Origin of the sequence: Pseudomonas sp. PS02290 (assembly GCF_029960075.1) — a bacterium.
In the GTDB taxonomy this organism is placed as follows: domain Bacteria; phylum Pseudomonadota; class Gammaproteobacteria; order Pseudomonadales; family Pseudomonadaceae; genus Aquipseudomonas.
Genome location: NZ_JASCOY010000008.1, coordinates 122,079 through 137,195 on the forward strand (window position 1 = coordinate 122,079; position 15,117 = coordinate 137,195).

Below are 15,117 nucleotides of genomic sequence, written 5' to 3' on the forward strand. Positions count from 1 at the left end.
CGACCGGGGTGGCGCTCCCACAAATCAATCGCACATCAGCGCCAACGTCACCAGCACCAGGGTTTCCAGCAGTTCGAGCATCGCGCCAGCGGTGTCGCCGGTAGTGCCGCCCAGCCGTTGCATCATCACCCGACGCAGCCAGAAGAAGCCACACGCTGTCACCACCAGCACCCACGCCGCGGCGCCGCCACCGATGAGCACGCAGACCACCGCCACCGCCGCCAGCACCCGCACGCCCGTCTTGCGCGGCAGGTGATCGGCCAGCGCCTGGCCCAGCCCGCCGGCGCGCACATACGGCGTGTTCAGAAACAGCGCCAGCATCGCCGCGCGGCCAATCACCGGGGCCAGCAGCAGGCCAACGCCCGTGTGCGCCTCAATCAACGCCAGCAGCGCGCTGAATTTCAACAACAACACCACCGCCAGCGTGACTACCGCAATCGGGCCGCTGCGCGGATCCTTCATAATGAGCAGCGTGCGTTCGCGGTCGCCGAAACCACCGAGCCAGGCGTCGGCGCTGTCGGCCAGGCCATCCAGGTGCAGCCCACCGCTGAGCATCACCCATGCCGCCAGCAGCAAAGCGGCATGCAACAACATCGGCGCTCCGTCGAGCAGATGATTCAGCGCCATCAACAGCACGCCGAACAGCAAACCCACCAGCGGGTAAAACAGCAGCGAGCGCCCCGATTCCTGGGGCGTCGGCATGCCCGGCAGGCGAATCGGCAGGCTGCTGAGGAACTGCAAGGCGATCCGGAACGGCAGCATTTAAACCTCCGTCAACTCACCGTCGGCCTGAACGGCGAGACCGAACATACCACCGTGGGCCACGGTGACCTGCAGCAAGTGTTCGCGGGGCAGACCGCGGGCGCGGGCCAGCAGCAAACGCATCACCCCGCCATGGCTAATCAGCAGAATGCGCTGTCCGTCATACGCCCGCTGCAACCGCTCAACAGCGGTCAGCACGCGGGTGGCAAATACCTGAACAGGCTCGCCATTGGGCGGCGTAAACCCGTACGGATCTTCCCAGAAACGTCCCAACCCCGCAGCATCGGTTTCCATCAATTGCGCAGGGCTCTGGCCTTCCCAGTCACCGAAATGCAATTCCTGAAGTCCGGCTTCCAATTCTACGGGCAAGCCCAGCCGCCCGGCCAGCTCGTCGGCGAAACGGGCGCAGCGTTGCAGTGGCGAGCTGACGATCCGGTCCCAAGGCCCACGATCAGCCACCGCCGCACGCATCTGCTGCCAGCCGATGTCGGTCAGCGCGTCGTCGATGCTGCCGCGCAGGCCGCCGCCGAATTCGGTTTCACCGTGGCGCAGCAAATCCAGACGCAGCGTCATGCCGGGCGATCTGCCACGGCGGCTTCGGCGAAGGTCGCCATGCCTTTATGCAGCTCGCAGGCCAGACGCAACAATGGCACCGCCAGCGCCGCGCCACTGCCTTCGCCCAGACGCAATTCCAGGTCCAGCAACGGCTCGGCCTGCAGCGCGTCCAGCACCAGGCGATGGCCCGGCTCGGCACCGCGATGGCCGAAGAACAACCACTCCCGGCACGACGGATTAATGCGCACCGCCACCAGCGCCGCCACGGAACAGATAAAACCATCGACCAGTACAGCGATGCCCTCCTGCGCGCAGGCCAGATAGGCGCCGCCCAGCGCCGCGACTTCAAAACCACCGAGGGCGCGCAGACTGGACAGCGCGTCACCGACAGAAGCGGCATGCAGCCGCAGGGCACGTTCGATCACTTGCGCCTTGTGGCTCACGCCTTCGGCATCCAGGCCGGTGCCGGGGCCGGCCAGCGAGGCGGCGGCGCAATCGAGCAACGCGCACGCCAGCGCACTGGCGACGGTGGTGTTGCCGATGCCCATTTCGCCGCCGATAAACAACTCGGCGCCTGCGGCCTTGGCGCGCAGCACGCTGTCGCGACCGCCATCGAGCGCAGCGTGAAGTTGCGCCTCAGTCATCGCCGGGCCCTGGGCAAAATTCGCGGTGCCCGGGCCGAGGTTGAGGTGCCGCACGCCCGGCAAGTCCAATGGGGCAACGGTGCCCAGATCGACTACGTCCAGCTGCGCCGACAGCTGCCGCGCCAACACGCTGATGGCCGCGCCGCCCATGATGAAGTTGTGCAGCATCTGCCCGGTGACTTCCTGGGGGTAGGCCGAAACCCCTTCAGCGACCACGCCGTGATCGCCGGCAAAAATCGCGATCCAGACCTCATCGACCTCCGGTTTCAGGCGACCCTGCAGGCCGGCCAGTTGCACCGCTACCTCTTCCAGCCGACCCAAAGAACCGGTCGGTTTGGTCAGTTGCTGCTGACGGGCCAACGCTTCTTCGCGGCTGGCGTGATCGACTTCTCGGGCAGGCGCGAGCCACCAGGCGGTACTCATAGTGCGGGTCCTTTCAGGATCATGGGCAGTCCGGCGACGGTGAACACCACGCGCTGGCAACGTTCGGCCAGCGCCTGATGCAGCCAACCGGCTTCATCGACATAACGACGGGTCAGCTCACCGAGGGGCACGACGCCCAGCCCGGTTTCGTTGCTGACAAAAATGATTTCGCCCGGCAGTTCCGCCAGGCCATCGAGCAAGGCTTCGCGCTCTTGAACCAGCCGCTGCGGATCGTCCAGCATCAGCAGATTGGTCAGCCACAGGGTCAGGCAATCCACCAACAGGCAGCGGCCCTCCCCGGCGTTTTCCCGCAGAACGCGCGCCAGTTCGACAGGTTCTTCGACTAGCCCCCACTCCGCCGGACGACGCTCGCGGTGCACGGCGACGCGCTGGTTCATTTCGCCGTCCAGAGGCTGACTGGTGGCGATGTAGATGACGTCGAGGCCGCTGTCGCTGGCGAGCTTTTCAGCCAGCCGACTTTTGCCGGATCGTGCGCCGCCGAGGATCAATTGCAGCATCAGGGTTGCTCCAGGCCGCAGAGTTCACGCAGTAATGTGCCGTCCAGGTGGGTTTCCACCAGATCGGCCAGGCGCTCGATGTCGCGCTCGCGCAGGGCGTGGTAATCCACCAATTGCACATTCTGCAGCCCGGCCCATCGCAGCAACGCGCTGCTCGACGCAGGATTCTCGAACAGCCCGTGCAGGTACGTGCCGAGCACTTGGCCGTCAGGACTGCACGCGCCATCGCAACGACCGTCGGCCAGCTGGACCAACGGACGCTCCAGCGCCGCGCCGGTGGTCACGCCGGCATGAATCTCGTAGCCGCTGACGTCGGCGTCTTCGAGGGTCAGCCGCCCGCTCACATTGCGCAGCTGTTTCTCTTCTTCCAGCACCGTGCTCAGGGCCAGCAGCCCCAGGCCCGGGCTTGAACCCGCCGCGCCTTCCAGTCCGTGCGGGTCGTGCAACTCTTCGCCCAGCATTTGCAGGCCACCGCAGATGCCCAGCACTTTGCCGCCGTAACGCAGGTGGCGGCTAATGGCGGTGTCCCAACCGTTGGCGCGCAGATAGGCGAGATCGCTGCGCACGCTTTTCGAGCCGGGCAGGATGATCAGGTCAGCGCCGGGAATCGCCTGCCCAGGGCCGACGAATTGCAGATTGACCTGGGGGTGCAGGCGCAGCGGGTCGAAGTCGGTGTGGTTACTGATGCGCGGCAGGACCGGCACGATGACAGTGAGCACCTGCTCGGCCTTGTCGGTCTGGCGCTGATCGAGGCCGTCTTCAGCCTCCAGATGCAAGTCCATCACGTAGGGCAGCACGCCCACCACCGGTTTGCCGGTGCGCTGTTCGAGCCAGTCGAGGCCGGGCTGAAGCAGCGCGATGTCGCCGCGAAAGCGATTGATGATGAAACCTTTGACCCGCGCCTGTTCGCTGGGCGACAGCAATTCCAGCGTGCCGACCAGATGGGCAAACACCCCGCCGCGATTGATGTCCGCCACCAGCAGCACCGGGCAATCCACTGCCTCGGCAAAGCCCATGTTGGCGATGTCGCCGGCGCGCAGGTTGATCTCGGCCGGCGACCCGGCGCCTTCGACCATGACCACCGGCCAGCCCTCGCTGAGGCGGCGATGGGAAGCGAGTACGGCCTGCATCGCGATGGCTTTGTAGTCGTGGTAGGCGACGGCGTTCATGGTGGTGACGGCGCGCCCGTGAATGATCACTTGCGCGCCCGTGTCGCTGTTGGGTTTGAGCAGCACCGGGTTCATGTCGGTGTGGGGTTCGAGGCCGCAGGCCTGGGCTTGCACGGCCTGGGCGCGGCCGATCTCGCCGCCGTCCGCGGTCACTGCGCTGTTGAGCGCCATGTTCTGCGGTTTGAACGGCACGGTGCGCACGCCCTGTCGGGTCAGCCAGCGGCACAGCGCCGTCACCAGCGTGCTTTTACCGGCGTCGGACGTGGTGCCCTGCACCATCAGGGTTTTGCCGATGTTCATGGGCGCTCCCGGGAGAATTCGCTCAGTGCCTGTTCCAGACGCTGCCAGTCGGCGTCCTCGCGGGGCAGGCCGAAACGCAGGCTGCTGTTGTTGTTGCTGTTGTTAATAAAAAGCCGCAGAAGGATGCCCCGGTGTGCGCAGAACTCATACAGTTCTTCCGCCAGCGGCGTGATCAGCCACTGAAACAGCGCGCAGCCGCCCTTGGGCGCGAAGCCGTGGCGGCTGAGCACATCAACCAGACGCTGACTGGCCTGCTCGGTGCGCTGGCGCTGGCGTTGATGCCCGGCCACGTCGTTGAGACAGGCCTGACCGATGATGCGGGTTGGCCCGCTGACGGACCAAGGTCCGATCTGCCGCGCCATGACTTTGAGAAAGCGCGGCTCCGCCAGCACAAAACCCAGGCGCACACCGGCCAGCCCGAAGAACTTGCCGAACGAGCGCAATACGATGAGCCCCGAACGCTGGGTGTAAGCCGCCAGGCTCAACTCCGGCGTGTTGTCCATGAACGCTTCGTCGACCACCAGCCAACCACCACGCTGGGCCAGCCGCGTGTGCCATTCCAGCAGGCGTTCGGGCGTGAGGCTCAGGCCGGTGGGGTTGTTCGGGTTGACCACGACGAGCACATCAAGGGTGTCGATGAACCGCTCCACTTCGTGCTCAAGCACTTCGCGCACCAGAAAACCGGTGTTGCGCCAGGCCTCGGCGTGCTCGGCGTAGCAGGGCGACAGCACACCGACCTTGCCGGCCTGGCGCAGACGCGGCAGCGCCTGAATCGCCGCTTGGGAACCGGCCACCGGCAGTACGTCCGTGGCGCCGTAGTAGCGGCGGGCGGCGGCTTCCAGACCGTCATCGGTTTCCGGCAGGCGCGCCCAGGCCGCTTCCGGGATCGCCGGGATTGGCCACGACCACGGCGAAATCCCGCTGGACAGGTCCAGCCAGTCCGCCTCATCAATGCCATATTTCAGGACTGCGCCACGCAATCGGCCGCCGTGTTCAAGCATAGAATTCTGTCCCCAGACACAAAATCAGCAACCACAGCCACACGCCGCGCTGCACCAGTTGCCAGCCTCGATCGATGGAGTCCGCGTCCGCCGGCACGCCTTCGCCCAGGGTCGCGCGCTCATGCAGCTCGCCGTGATAAATCGCCGGGCCACCCAGCTCGACGCCCAGCGCACCGGCGCCGGCGGCCATCACCGGGCCTGCGTTGGGGCTGTCCCACTTCGGGGCCTGGGTGCGCCAGCAGCGCAGGGCCAGTCGGGTGTTGCCCAGCAGCGCGTAGGTCAACGCCACCAATCGTGCAGGAATGTAGTTGAGCAAGTCGTCGATTTTCGCCGCCGCCCAGCCGAAGCGTTCGAAGCGCTCGTTGCGATAGCCCCACATGGCGTCGAGGGTGTTGCTCAGGCGATAGAGCACAACGCCCGGCGCGCCCAGCACGACGAACCAGAAGATCGCCGCGAACACCGCGTCGCTGCCGTTTTCCAGCACCGATTCGGTGGCCGCACGGGCCACTTCGGTGCTGTCCAGCTCGGCGGTCTGGCGACTGACCAGATAGCCGACGCGCCGACGCGCTTCGGGCAGATCGTCGCTGCGCAGCGCCTGGGCGACCGGCTCGACGTGCTCGCCCAGACTGCGCAGACCCAACGCGCAGTACAGCGCCAGCACTTCCACCAGCCAGCCAACGAACGGCAGCCAGCTGAGCAACGTGGCGATCAGGGTCAGCGGAATCACGGCGATGAACCACGCCGTCACGCCATGGCTGCGCCAGCCCCGGCCGGCAGCATTCAGGCGCTGTTCGATGCGCTCGGCAAAACGGCCGAACGCCACCAGCGGGTGGTTCCGTTTTGGCTCGCCGAGCAACGCGTCCAGCGCGACCCCGGCGACGCTCAATAACGCCACACTCATGCAATCACTCCCCATGTGTTCTCGTAGACCAACTCTTGCAACGCGCGCGGCTGCGCCCAGCCCTCCAGCACCAGCATCGGCGCCGGGTAAAATTCCTTGACCGGGCCGAGGCACAGGATCGCCAGGGGTTTTGAACCGGTTGGCATCTTCAGCAGATCCGCCAGGGCCTGGGGATCGAACAGCGACACCCAGCCCATGCCCAGGCCCTCGGCACGGGCCGCCAGCCAGAGGTTCTGGATCGCGCAAGACAACGACGCCATGTCCATTTCCGGCAGGGTCCGGCGGCCGAAGATGTGTTTGTCGCGGTCGTCCATCAACGCAGCGACCAATACCTCGGCGCAGTCGCTGATGCCCTCGACCTTCAGCTTCATGAAATCGTCGGACCGCTCGCCCAAGGCTTCGGCGGTGCGAATGCGTTCCTCCTCCACCTGCGCCTGAATCTGCGTGCGCAAGGCCGGATCGGTGATGCGCAGGAAACGCCACGGCTGCATCAAACCGACGCTCGGCGCGTGGTGGGCGGCTTCGAGCAGACGGGCCAGCAACTCCGGCGCGACGGTGCCCCCGCAGAAGTGACGCATGTCGCGACGCTCGGCGATGGCGCGGTAAACGGCGGCGCGTTCGGGGTCAGTGAAGGTGTGTTCAGTCATGGCTCGCCTGTCCCGCGCGTGAAACACAGCAATCACCTGCGATGCGCCCCATGTAGGAGTGAGCTTGCTCGCGAAAGCGGTTTTTCAGACAAGGAGTGGGATCGGACGCGCCCACTTCGCGAGCAGGCTCGCTCCCACAGAATGCGGCGGTTGAATTAGATGGGCTCATGGCAAAAACAGCGCCGCCATCGCCTGGGGATTCGAGGGGAAGTAGAAATGCACGTAGGACGCAGTCATGCGCCCTTCGCGGTACACCGCTTCGGCGCCGCGCCCGCCATTGGGGCTGAGGCCGCGGGCGATGGGAGTCAGCTCGGTGCTGGTCAGGGAGTGGTGATAGGTGTGGCCGCGCAGGGTGCCTTCCGGCAGCTCGACCGATTGCAGGGCCAGGGCGGCCAGACGCTTTTGCATCACGGCTTCCCCCTTGAGCAAGCCCACCCCTTCGGCGCGCTGGCCGTCGACATCGGTCAGGGCATCGAGCAGATACAACATCCCGCCGCATTCGGCGAGCAAGGGTTTGCCGGCGGCGTGGTGCGCGCGAATCGCGGCGAGCATGCTGTGGTTTTCCGCCAGCGCCGTGTGATGCAGTTCCGGGTAACCGCCCGGCAGATACAGGCTGTCGGCGTCGGGTAATTCGCGGTCGCGGATCGGCGAAAAGAACGACAGTTCGGCGCCCATCTCCCGCAACAGGTCGAGGCTGGCACCGTAGAAAAACGCAAACGCCTCGTCGTGGGCGATGGCGATTTTCACGCCGGCCAGCAGCGGTTCGGCCGGCACGAATTCCGGCGCGGTAAAGGTCACGGACGGTGGCAACGTGGCGTCGCAGGTGCTGGCCAGCGCGGTGGCAGCAGCGTCGAGGCGCATGTCCAGATCATTCAGTTCGCTCGCCTGAACCAGCCCGAGGTGCCGGCTGGGCAGCTCAATGCCGGTTTCACGGGACAACGCGCCGTACCAGCGCAGGCCTTCGGTCAGGCTGCCTTCGAGCAACTGCGCGTGGCGCACTGTGCCGACGCGATTGGCCAGCACGCCGGCGAATGGCAGATCCGGCTGATAGCGCGCCAACCCCAGCGCCAGGGCGCCAAAGGTCTGGGCCATGGCCGTGCCGTCAATCACCCCCAGCACCGGCACGCCGAAACGCCGGGCCAGGTCTGCGCTGGACGGCGTACCGTCGAACAAGCCCATGACGCCTTCGATGAGGATCAGGTCGGCGTCGGCGGCGGCTTCCCACAACAGGCGCCGGCTTTCGGCCTCGCCGATCATCCACATGTCCAGTTGGTACACCGGATGGCCGCTGGCGCGTTCGAGAATCATCGGGTCGAGAAAGTCCGGCCCGCATTTGAACACCCGCACCTTGCGCCCCTGATTGCGATGCAGACGGGCCAGTGCGGCGGTGACGGTGGTTTTGCCCTGACCGGACGCGGGCGCGGCGATCAATACTGCCGGGCAGTGCCGGGGCTGGCGCTCACTCACAGTTCGATGCCTTTCTGCGCCTTGATGCCGGCTTGAAAGGCATGCTTGACCACGCCGATATCGGAAACGGTATCGGACAAGTCGATCAGTTCCTGCTTCGCCCCGCGACCGGTGACGATCACGTGCTGCATCGGCGGGCGTGCCTGCAAATCGCTCAGCACCTGCTCCAGGTCCAGATAGCCGTGCTTGAGGGCAATGTTCAGCTCATCAAGCACGACCATGCCGATAGAGGCGTCCTTGAGCATTTCCCGGGTCACGGCCCAGGCGGCTTCGGCCGCGGCAATGTCACGCTGGCGGTCCTGGGTTTCCCAGGTGAAGCCCTCGCCCATCACGTGGTAACGCACTTGTTCGGGAAAGCGGCGGAAGAACAGCTCTTCGCCGGTGCTGTGGCGGCCTTTGATGAACTGCACGACGCCGCACTGCATGCCATGGCCCATGGCGCGGGCCAGCATGCCGAAGGCCGAGCTGCTTTTGCCTTTGCCGTTGCCGGTCAGGACCAACAGCAATCCGCATTCATTTGGCGCGCTGGAAATGCGCTCGTCCATCACCGCCTTTTTGCGCAGCATGCGCGCCAGGTGGCGTTCGTCACGTTCGGGGGATTCGCTCATCTCAGCTCTCCGCTTGAGGGCAGGTGTGGCAAACGGAGGGCACAGGCAAAGACTGTCAGCAGGCACCGGACAAGGCCCGGCCTGCAGCAGAGCATCGCCCTCCGTGATGCTGTTCGATGGATCAGGCCGGTCTCCGGACTCATGAGTTGCCACAACCGTGGCAGGCCAGGCGCCTTCCCATGCTCAGCGAACACAGTGGCATTGTGCGTGGCCTTGACTCATTTACCGTTGCGGAGGCAGCGCCGGAATTGATCGCACGAGCAATCGCACCGGCTTCCCTGTTTCACCCTGTGGACCAACAAGGTCCCGGGCACCTGAAACATGGCGCGAAGGTTAGAGGGTTGACTGGGGAGCGTCAATCGACCCGTGGGCAGAGCGCCCACGGGTTAACGGGATCTCACCCTGGAGTGCACAGGTGTTCCTGCAGCAACAGCCCATGAACACGTTGCCTCAAAAACGACTATTGCCTGGCCAAGTTCGACGGCTGGATAACGCGCTTGGCATTCAGCCAGGCCTTTTGCCAATAAGGCTTGTCCAGGCTGTCGAGTTTGACGGTGCCGCCGGTGGCCGGTGCATGAACGAATCGCCCTTCCCCGACGTAGATGCCGGCGTGGCTGACGTGGGAGCCGCCGCCCGTGGCGAAGAACACCAGATCACCGGTCTGTAACTGGCTGCGGTCGATGTCCGGGCCACGCAGGGTGATCATTTCCCGCGTGGATCGCGGCAAGGTGATACCGGCAGCGTCGTGGTAGACATAGCCGATCAGGCCGCTGCAATCGAAACCCGAATCAGGCGTGTTGCCGCCCCAGCGATAGGGCGTGCCAACGAGGCCGATCGCGCGCAACAGAACGTCGTCGGCGAGCGGTGAAGAAAACTGGGGAGGAGCGGAGACCACAGGCCGGTAGACGACCTTGCGTGGAGCAGGCGGTGGAGTGCTGGAACATGCGGCCAGCAGCACAGCCAGAGAGGCGACGATCAGGCGAACCGTTAACGACATAAACACGACAACCTGTGCGGGATGCAGCTTACTTTGCCGAGGGCCGGGGTCGCGCGCAAGAGGGGTTAGCCCTTTGCGCGCCCGGAATTAACGGGTTTGGCGCTTGATTGTAGTCGAGCTCATCGCGGTGGTGGTTGCAGGTACCGTTGAGGGTGCCATCGCCAGCGCGCGTTTGGCTTCGATGAACGTCTTGGCCCAGTAAGCATCGTCGAGGCTGTCGACGCGGACACCACCGCTGCGGCGGCTGCTGGAGTGGATGAATTGATCATCGCCCAGGTAGATGCCCGCATGGCTGACACGACCACGGCCGGCAGTGCTGAAGAACAGCAGGTCGCCTGGCTTGAGGTCATTGCGTTTAACGAGAGGGGCGTCGATGTTGATCATTTCGCGGGAGGAACGCGGCAGGCTCATGCCCGCCTCTTCGCGGAAGAGATAACCGATGAAACCGCTGCAGTCGAAACCAGAGGTGGTCGACGTGCCGCCGAAGCGATAGCGAGTGCCTATCAGGGATTTGCCGCGCTCGAGGATGCTGTCAGCCAGAACCGGCAGGCGGTACGGCTTGTTATCGGCAAATTGAGCGAGCTCGTCTTCGGTGGCGACTTCGTCATCCAGTACGGAGGATGCGTAATCGGCACGATTGCTGGCGGATTGAGCGGTGGCAGAGTCCCGGAACTGGGGGCTTTGCGACTGTTGTTGCGACGTCGGCATCTGGGCCGCACAGCCGAACAACAGCGTTACGAGTGCGAGAGGCACGAGGGGTGCGAAGCGGTTTAGCATGTGCACGACCGTGGCTGAAGTGTAAAGAAGCCGAGACTATGCCTTCAATCGTACCCATTTGCAAATTCAATCGAAACAAATGTGACTTACGATGTCGTCCATCACTTCTAAGGCTCTACACCGCAGAAACGCATCCATGTGCGCGGAATGATCGGTCGGCGAAGGGTTTATCTCGGCAGTAAAGCCTCCCGTCACCCGAGCGCGCAGCATGGGCTCATGAATGTATGGGAAGCTGGCGGTGGTTCCAATGCTGAGCACAGCGTCAAAGCCTTTTGCCATCTCTTCCTGAAGCACGTTCAGTGCCAACTCTGGCAACATCTCCTCAAACAACACCACCGATGGCCTCAAAACGCCAGTGCAGCGGGCGCACAGCGGTGGCAGTGGTCGGTTGAGGCGCTCGCTCAACAGCGGATCCTCGGCGCCACAAGATTGACAGTAGAGCGGCGCCAACTGGCCATGAATTTCGATCAGGCGTTCTGGCGGACTGCCCGCAGCGCGATGATAGCCGTCGACGTTTTGCGTCAACACCCAGCATTCCGGCTTGCGCCGCTGCAATTCGGCGATGGCATAGTGCGCCGCATTGGGACGTCCGCCCAGGCAAGCGCTGCCCAATTGTGCAATGTATTTCCAGCACAGCGCCGGATCACGACGCAGCATCGGGCCGGACAACGCCATTTCGATCGGCAGGCCGTCGTCGGTCTCGCCGTTGTACAGACCACCGACACCGCGATAGGTCGGCAAACCCGAATCCGCCGAAAGGCCAGCACCGGTGATGATCAGGATGCGTGTGGCATGGCGCAGGGCCGCGGCGGTTTGCAGGACCAAAGCCTGATCGACCACGGACGCGCTTACCAACCGAGGGTTTCTTTCAGGAACGGAATGGTCAGCTTGCGCTGGGCCTGCAGTGAGGCTTGATCGAGCTGTTCAAGCAGGTCGAACAGCGCACTCATGCTGCGCTTGCCGCGGGTGAGGATGAAATGCCCCACTTCGTCGGTGAGGTGCAGGCCCCGGCGGGACGCGCGCAATTGCAGGGCGCGGAGTTTTTCTTCGTCGGACAACAGGCGCATCTGGAACACCAGCGCCATGGTCAGCCGTGATTTCAAGTCCGCCAGCTTGACCGGCAGCTCCCGGGGCGAGCATGACGCGGCGATGAGCAAGCGTCGGCCACTGTCGCGCAGCCGGTTGAACAGGTGGAACAAGGCCTCTTCCCATTCAGGCTTGCCAACCACCGCCTGAAGGTCATCGAGGCACACCAGTTCGTACTGCTCCAGATGATCGAACAGGCCGATGCCCTGATCGAGCAGCTCGGCCATCGGCAGATAAACCGCTGGCTCGCCCATCTGTTCGAATCGCAGGCAGGCAGCCTGCAACAGGTGCGTGCGCCCTACCCCGTTCTTGCCCCACAGATAGATGAGGCTTTCCGTCCAGCCGGCCTCGGCTTCGCACAGCCGCTCGACATAGCCGAGTGCAGCGGCATTGGCGCCTGGATAGTAATTGATGAAGGTGGCGTCATCACGCAGACGCACACTCAGGGGCAGCTGAACTGGTTTCATGCTGGCTGAACGGTTCGTGACGAACCGCCAAGGGGCCTCTGTGAAAAGTGCGCAAAGTCTATACCCGCAGGGCTGGCCGCACAATGCGGCAGACCGCCAGCAAAATCAAAGGCTTGCGTATGTCACTGGTATCACTGGGGAATACGGGCAAAACCCGCCGAGAAAGGAGGCGCGCGGTGAGCACCGCGCGCCGGTACGCATCCTGATTCGCGGGAATCAGAGATCCGGGTCGTCCAGACCGCCGTAGATGTCCGAATCCTTGTACAGGTCATGAACATGGCGCACCAGGACCATGATCACCGCCGCCACCGGCAGGGCCAGCAGGATGCCGGTGAACCCGAACAGCTCGCCGCCCGCCAGAATCGCGAAGATCACCGCAACCGGGTGCAGACCGATGCGATCACCCACCAGCAACGGGGTCAGCACCATGCCTTCCAGTGCCTGACCGACCATGAACACCGCGACGATGCCCAGCATCGGATACAGGTCGCCGCCGAACTGGAAGAAGCCCGCCAGAATCGCCGAGCCGATGCCGATCACGAAACCCATGTATGGCACGATGGCCGCCAGGCCGGCAATGACACCGATCAACAGACCCAGCTCCAGCCCGACCAGCATCAGGCCGGCGGCGTAAATCACGCCCAGCGCGACCATCACCAGCAACTGGCCGCGAATGAACGCACCCAATACCTCATGGCACTCGTCCGCCAGCGCGACGATCTTCTTCTCGCGGTGACGGGGCAGCAGGCTGCGCACCTTCGCCATCATCACGTCCCAGTCACGCAACAGATAGAAGCAGACCACCGGGATCAGCACCAGGTTGGTCAGCCAGCCGATCAGCGCCAGGGTCGAGGTCGTGGCCTGGGACAAGACGATGCCGACGATGTCGCCGGTCTGGCCCATGTGCTCCGAGATCGCCGCCTTGACCTTGTCGAACTTCCAGAAGCCGTCTGCCAGCCCCAACTTGGCCTGCGCCCACGGCATGGCGGTGTGTTGCAGCCAGTCGAGGATTTGCGGTGCCAGTTCGTACAGGCGGTAAAGCTGCTTGGCCAGCATTGGCACCAGCACCAGCAGCAGGCCCATGAAAATCAGGGTGAACAACAGGAACACGGTCACCACACTCATGGTGCGGGACAGCTTCAGTTTTTCCAGCCGGTCTGCCAGCGGATCGCCCATGTACGCCAGCAGCAGCGCCACAAGGAACGGCGTCAGAATCGAATGCAGCAGCCAGACGAACAAACAGACCAGGACAACCCCGCCCAGCCAGAACCAACGACGCGTATCAGTCATTACTGCCTCTTTCCCCAGGATGATGTGCTTCGAGCAACGTCGTTATGAACCTGTTCACCAACGGAAGTGCAATGCGCTGTCCGAAACAGCAGGCGGCTGCGGCGCTACCGGCGTGCCGTCCGCAGCAACGGGCGCGGCGTTGACCGGCGCGCTGGCGATTTCACCGGCCGGCACTTCCTGCAGTTTCGCCAGCGCCAGTTGGGAACGCAACTGATCGGGGCTGCCGCTGACGTCGAACGCGATGCGATCACCGTCGGCTGATTTCAGGCGGCCGCCGAACGGTTCGAGCAGGCGCAACAGCTGCGCGTAACGCTCAAGATTCATGCCCTGCACATCCAGCACCATGCCCGTCGAGGCACCCGGCTTGACCACGAAGCGTGGCGCCAGTCGCTGGCTTACTGCCAACAGTACCGCGTCGGCCAGTTCCGCCGAGCTCGCGCCGCTGGCACTGCCCTGCTCAATCTTGTCCCCCAGCCACAGGTGCCATTTGCCCTGCCACTGGCCGCCGTTTTCCTGCGCGTGAACCGCCAGAATCGCGTCCGAACCGTAACGCTCGGAAGCCTCCTTGAGCGGGCCGACGTTGTTGCCGTCGAGGGTCTTGGCGTTGCCGATGCCTTGTTCGCCAAGGTCCGCCAGCGGCAGACGCAACGGCAGACCGCGATGTTGGGCAGCGCGACGCAGAGGTTCGGCGGAGGCTTGGCCGTCGCCGACCAGGTTGGCGCCGTCAGTGGCGTCGTTCAGCCACCAGGCCATGATCACCGGACGGTTGGTGCCCCACAACGACAGCCCCGCCTGACGCATGACGCGTTCGGTGCTCGTCGGGTCGAAATCGACCTGCAGGGTTTCGGGCGGGCCGGCGTCGTAGCCGTACTGGCTGATGATTTGCTGAGGGTCCTTGCGCACCTCGGCAAGGCCGCCGTTCTGCACGGCCTTTGGGTCGCCGGTCAGGCGGATGACCAGGGTTTCCAGCGCGGCCTGGGTGGCGCGGGTTTTTTCGTCCGGGGTCTGGCCGCTGACGGGCTCGCGCACCTGATAGAGATTGTTCACCGTCTCGGCGAACGCCGGCAGACTCATCAATGAGAGGCAACCCACGAACAGGCAGTTTTTTAGGCGCATGAAGGAAGGTGGACGCATGAAGGATTCCCGCTGGGTAAAAAGGCAACGCTATAAATAGCTGCATGAACATGAGTGACCCGACTCTGACCGCAGACGCGCCCGAATCGCTCACTCAGGCGCCAACGTTACACCGGATCCCGCCAGCGACGAACGGGTGCGGCGGGATAAACCGGGTTATTTTTTCTTCACGACAGTCCAGCCCGTCGGCCCAAGGATGGCCGCTTGCGCCCAACCCTGATAAAATCGCGCGCCTTCGCAGACCGGCGATGACAAGGCCCCGCGTCGTTGCCACTCGGTCGTTACCCCGAATCCCCCCCTAAAGGCCTGGATCATGAGCAAGCAACCATCCCTGAGCTACAAAGACGCCGGTGTTGACATCGACGCCGGTG

The 15,117-nt window shown here is 64.2% G+C and carries 16 protein-coding genes and 1 riboswitch; all 16 genes read right to left on the minus strand.

What is annotated here, in order from left to right; genetic code table 11:
* Positions 1-24: 24 nt before the first annotated feature.
* On the minus strand, positions 25-762 hold the full coding sequence (locus QMX88_RS06825; protein ID WP_282367571.1) for an adenosylcobinamide-GDP ribazoletransferase: 738 nt from the start codon (positions 760-762) through the stop codon (positions 25-27).
* Positions 763-1,335 carry an alpha-ribazole phosphatase family protein gene (gene cobC, locus QMX88_RS06830; RefSeq protein ID WP_282367573.1) on the minus strand — a complete coding sequence of 191 codons (573 nt, stop codon included), beginning with the start codon at positions 1,333-1,335 and terminating at the stop codon, positions 763-765.
* The gene (gene cobT / locus QMX88_RS06835; protein WP_282367575.1) at positions 1,332-2,384 is read right to left on the minus strand and encodes a nicotinate-nucleotide--dimethylbenzimidazole phosphoribosyltransferase; all 1,053 of its coding nucleotides are present in this window, start codon (positions 2,382-2,384) and stop codon (positions 1,332-1,334) included. The genes cobC and cobT overlap by 4 nt, the downstream gene beginning before the upstream one ends.
* The gene (gene cobU, locus QMX88_RS06840) at positions 2,381-2,902 is read right to left on the minus strand and encodes a bifunctional adenosylcobinamide kinase/adenosylcobinamide-phosphate guanylyltransferase (RefSeq protein WP_282367577.1); all 522 of its coding nucleotides are present in this window, start codon (positions 2,900-2,902) and stop codon (positions 2,381-2,383) included. The genes cobT and cobU overlap by 4 nt, the downstream gene beginning before the upstream one ends.
* Positions 2,902-4,371, minus strand: a complete 1,470-nt coding sequence (locus QMX88_RS06845) for a cobyric acid synthase (protein WP_282367579.1) — start codon at positions 4,369-4,371, stop codon at positions 2,902-2,904. Before QMX88_RS06845 ends, cobU begins: the two co-directional genes overlap by 1 nt.
* Positions 4,368-5,372, minus strand: a complete 1,005-nt coding sequence (cobD, locus tag QMX88_RS06850; protein WP_282367581.1) for a threonine-phosphate decarboxylase CobD — start codon at positions 5,370-5,372, stop codon at positions 4,368-4,370. The genes QMX88_RS06845 and cobD overlap by 4 nt, the downstream gene beginning before the upstream one ends.
* Positions 5,365-6,273, minus strand: a complete 909-nt coding sequence (gene cbiB, locus QMX88_RS06855) for an adenosylcobinamide-phosphate synthase CbiB (RefSeq protein ID WP_192172851.1) — start codon at positions 6,271-6,273, stop codon at positions 5,365-5,367. Before cbiB ends, cobD begins: the two co-directional genes overlap by 8 nt.
* Complete coding sequence (gene bluB / locus QMX88_RS06860) at positions 6,270-6,920, minus strand: 5,6-dimethylbenzimidazole synthase (protein WP_192172852.1); 651 nt, start codon at positions 6,918-6,920, stop codon at positions 6,270-6,272. The genes cbiB and bluB overlap by 4 nt, the downstream gene beginning before the upstream one ends.
* 165 nt (positions 6,921-7,085) lie before the next feature.
* Positions 7,086-8,387: a cobyrinate a,c-diamide synthase gene (locus QMX88_RS06865; protein ID WP_282367585.1), complete on the minus strand. Its 1,302-nt coding sequence runs from the start codon at positions 8,385-8,387 to the stop codon at positions 7,086-7,088.
* Positions 8,384-8,995: a cob(I)yrinic acid a,c-diamide adenosyltransferase gene (cobO, locus tag QMX88_RS06870; protein WP_282367588.1), complete on the minus strand. Its 612-nt coding sequence runs from the start codon at positions 8,993-8,995 to the stop codon at positions 8,384-8,386. The genes QMX88_RS06865 and cobO overlap by 4 nt, the downstream gene beginning before the upstream one ends.
* Before the next feature lie 107 nt (positions 8,996-9,102).
* Positions 9,103-9,328: riboswitch (cobalamin riboswitch) on the minus strand.
* A gap of 127 nt (positions 9,329-9,455) precedes the next feature.
* Positions 9,456-9,992: a C40 family peptidase gene (locus QMX88_RS06875; RefSeq protein ID WP_192172855.1), complete on the minus strand. Its 537-nt coding sequence runs from the start codon at positions 9,990-9,992 to the stop codon at positions 9,456-9,458.
* A gap of 87 nt (positions 9,993-10,079) precedes the next feature.
* Positions 10,080-10,769, minus strand: a complete 690-nt coding sequence (locus QMX88_RS06880; protein WP_282367589.1) for a C40 family peptidase — start codon at positions 10,767-10,769, stop codon at positions 10,080-10,082.
* 66 nt (positions 10,770-10,835) lie between these two features.
* Positions 10,836-11,609, minus strand: a complete 774-nt coding sequence (locus QMX88_RS06885) for an NAD-dependent deacylase (protein WP_192172857.1) — start codon at positions 11,607-11,609, stop codon at positions 10,836-10,838.
* An 8-nt stretch (positions 11,610-11,617) separates the two neighbouring features.
* Complete coding sequence (gene hda, locus QMX88_RS06890) at positions 11,618-12,322, minus strand: DnaA regulatory inactivator Hda (protein ID WP_074890952.1); 705 nt, start codon at positions 12,320-12,322, stop codon at positions 11,618-11,620.
* Positions 12,323-12,538: 216 nt separating this feature from the next.
* Positions 12,539-13,612: an AI-2E family transporter gene (locus QMX88_RS06895; RefSeq protein WP_282367596.1), complete on the minus strand. Its 1,074-nt coding sequence runs from the start codon at positions 13,610-13,612 to the stop codon at positions 12,539-12,541.
* 54 nt (positions 13,613-13,666) lie between these two features.
* Entirely contained in the window at positions 13,667-14,728 is a 1,062-nt protein-coding gene (locus QMX88_RS06900; protein WP_282367614.1) for a DUF2066 domain-containing protein, read from the minus strand.
* Positions 14,729-15,117 lie beyond the last annotated feature (389 nt).

Bases quoted from the DNA above. Each gene is read 5' to 3' on its own strand.
- QMX88_RS06825 (WP_282367571.1), bottom strand. From the start codon at position 762: ATGCTGCCGTTCCGGATCGCCTTGCAGTTCCTCAGCAGCCTGCCGATT.
- cobC (WP_282367573.1), bottom strand. From the start codon at position 1,335: ATGACGCTGCGTCTGGATTTGCTGCGCCACGGTGAAACCGAATTCGGC.
- cobT (WP_282367575.1), bottom strand. From the start codon at position 2,384: ATGAGTACCGCCTGGTGGCTCGCGCCTGCCCGAGAAGTCGATCACGCC.
- cobU (WP_282367577.1), bottom strand. From the start codon at position 2,902: ATGCTGCAATTGATCCTCGGCGGCGCACGATCCGGCAAAAGTCGGCTG.
- QMX88_RS06845 (WP_282367579.1), bottom strand. From the start codon at position 4,371: ATGAACATCGGCAAAACCCTGATGGTGCAGGGCACCACGTCCGACGCC.
- cobD (WP_282367581.1), bottom strand. From the start codon at position 5,372: ATGCTTGAACACGGCGGCCGATTGCGTGGCGCAGTCCTGAAATATGGC.
- cbiB (WP_192172851.1), bottom strand. From the start codon at position 6,273: ATGAGTGTGGCGTTATTGAGCGTCGCCGGGGTCGCGCTGGACGCGTTG.
- bluB (WP_192172852.1), bottom strand. From the start codon at position 6,920: ATGACTGAACACACCTTCACTGACCCCGAACGCGCCGCCGTTTACCGC.
- cobO (WP_282367588.1), bottom strand. From the start codon at position 8,995: ATGAGCGAATCCCCCGAACGTGACGAACGCCACCTGGCGCGCATGCTG.
- QMX88_RS06875 (WP_192172855.1), bottom strand. From the start codon at position 9,992: ATGTCGTTAACGGTTCGCCTGATCGTCGCCTCTCTGGCTGTGCTGCTG.
- QMX88_RS06880 (WP_282367589.1), bottom strand. From the start codon at position 10,769: ATGCTAAACCGCTTCGCACCCCTCGTGCCTCTCGCACTCGTAACGCTG.
- hda (WP_074890952.1), bottom strand. From the start codon at position 12,322: ATGAAACCAGTTCAGCTGCCCCTGAGTGTGCGTCTGCGTGATGACGCC.
- QMX88_RS06895 (WP_282367596.1), bottom strand. From the start codon at position 13,612: ATGACTGATACGCGTCGTTGGTTCTGGCTGGGCGGGGTTGTCCTGGTC.
- QMX88_RS06900 (WP_282367614.1), bottom strand. From the start codon at position 14,728: ATGCGCCTAAAAAACTGCCTGTTCGTGGGTTGCCTCTCATTGATGAGT.